Origin of the sequence: Streptomyces echinoruber, assembly GCF_014651135.1 — a bacterium.
Lineage (GTDB): Bacteria > Actinomycetota > Actinomycetes > Streptomycetales > Streptomycetaceae > Streptomyces > Streptomyces echinoruber.
The window spans coordinates 1-1,960 of sequence record NZ_BMWH01000073.1; the positions used below are offsets into that span (position 1 = coordinate 1).

Sequence of the window (1,960 nt, forward strand, 5' to 3'; positions counted from 1 at the left end):
CCGCCCCCTGGTCGACCAGATCACCGCGGCCGGCATCTACCCCGCGTGGACCCTCACCCCCACCGAGTGGTTCACCGTCGACGCCCTGATGAAGCGCAGCGGGCCCGACATGCTCGCTGCCGCTGCCGTACAGGCCGCCCAGCGCGCCCGCAACGGCGTCGCGCACGCCCGCTACTTCCTGCGGGCGTGGCAGGCCCTTCCCCCGGCCCCGGCGCCCAGCACCGCCCCGGCCGCCGCCCCCGGCTCGAACGTCGTTCCCTTCCCCGGCCGCGCGCACGCCGCCGCCGACCGGCCCGGCCGCGCCGCGCAGGCCGCCGGTTTCTACGCCGACCTACTCGCAGAGGAGCAGTGACACCGTGGACCGCCGCCAAATAGCCGCCCTGCTGGCCCACGCCGACCGCCTCGACCCCACCCGCGCCCCGGCCGACCGCGCCGCCGCCGCGGAACGCCTCGACCAGTGGCACGCCCTGTTGGCCGACGTCCCCGCGACCGCGCCGCACCCCGAGGGTCGCCACTTCGACGCCGCCGACGTCGTGCGCCACCACATCGCCACCAGCCCTTACCCGATCAAGCCCTCGGACGTCTCCCGCGTGTGGGCCGACTTCCGCCGCGACGTGCTGTCCCGGCACGTCGACCCCGTGCCGGACGTCGACCCCGACGACGACGCCGCGTACCGGGCCGCCCTCGCCGCCCAGCGCCGCGCCATCGAGACCGGGCAGGCCGTCGCCCAGCCGCGGGCCGCGCTCACCGCCGGACGCGACGCCCGCAACGCGCAGGCCCGCGACCGGCTGCGCGCTCTCGGCGTCGACTACGTGCCCAAGCACGTGCGCGACCAGCTCGCCCCGTTCCGGCCCGTGCGTGCCATGCGCGAGCGTCTGGCCGCCGCCGACCTGCCCGACCCGCTCGACGTCGAGTGCACGTGGTGCGGCGCCACCGTTGGCAAGCCGTGCCGCGTGCGCCGCATCAACCCCAAGACCGACGCCATCGGCACGCGCCGTATGAAGGCACCGCACCCGTGCCGCGTCGAAGCCGCCCAGGCCCGCCGCGCCCAGCAGGGGGCCGTAGCGTGAGCCCGACCCCGAAGCAGGCCCGCACCCACCGCCGCAAGGCACCGGGCACCGACCACACCAAGAACGTCAAGTCGTACCGGATCGAGGCCAGTTGGGATCACCGGCCCGACGACCCGGTCGTGATCCGCACCGCCGACCGCAAGCGCGCCAAGCGGAAGGTGCGCGAGCTTGCCGACAAGGGCGCGTACGTGATCTTTCAGGAACACACCGGGTGGGACACCTGGCGCACCCTCGACGAGATCGACGGGGGCGCCCTGCTCGCCGAACGCGCCGCCGAGCAGCAGCTCGCCGCCGCCGGCCACCCGCCGACCCCCGCGGACTACCGGCCCGGCGCCGACGACCGACACCGTTCGTGGCTCGCATGGATGCAGGCCCGCGCCGAGGCCGCAGCCCGCGAGCAGGCCGAACACGAGACCCGGCGCCGCCGCCTCGCCGCCGAGGCCGAGCGCAGTGCCCGCGCCCTCATGTCGCCGCCCGCCATCGTCCGGCCCGAACACCGGCAGCGGGCCCGGCACATCACCGGGGCGCAGCGATGATCCCGCGCGCAGCACTGGCCGTCGTCCGGGCCGCCGTTGAGGACGCGCAGCGCGAGCACGACGACCAGGCCGAGGCCGTCGTCGCCCGCATCGTCACCGAGCTGCGCGACCAGGGGTGGACGATCATCGCTGCCCCGCCCGAGCAGGACCGCTCAGCAGCCGCGTAGCCCCACGGCAGGGGGCGGAAAACCGAACCGAACAGGCCGCCCCCCTACCTGCTACAGTCCACCCGTGGACGGTATAAGCCATCCACGGACCGTATTTCGGCGCGAGCAGATCCCGACGGAGGTACATCCCATGAGCCGCCCCTCAGCCGCCGAGCGGTTCAACGCCAAGACCACCCCGGGGCCCGTC

3 protein-coding genes and 1 pseudogene are annotated in these 1,960 nt (G+C 75.4%); all 4 read left to right on the forward strand.

All coding sequences use genetic code 11. The annotated features are described in order from the left end of the window. Positions 1-352, forward strand: a pseudogene (locus IE225_RS32495) (hypothetical protein); the annotation flags it as partial. Positions 353-356: 4 nt separating this feature from the next. Continuing rightward, positions 357-1,070 carry a zinc finger domain-containing protein gene (locus IE225_RS32500; protein WP_190061265.1) on the forward strand — a complete coding sequence of 238 codons (714 nt, stop codon included), beginning with the start codon at positions 357-359 and terminating at the stop codon, positions 1,068-1,070. Next, complete coding sequence (locus IE225_RS32505) at positions 1,067-1,606, forward strand: hypothetical protein (RefSeq protein WP_190061266.1); 540 nt, start codon at positions 1,067-1,069, stop codon at positions 1,604-1,606. The genes IE225_RS32500 and IE225_RS32505 overlap by 4 nt, the downstream gene beginning before the upstream one ends. After that, a complete protein-coding gene (locus tag IE225_RS32510) occupies positions 1,603-1,773 on the forward strand; it encodes a hypothetical protein (protein WP_190061267.1) in 171 nt (56 codons plus the stop codon). Before IE225_RS32505 ends, IE225_RS32510 begins: the two co-directional genes overlap by 4 nt. The last annotated feature ends 187 nt before the right edge of the window (positions 1,774-1,960 follow it).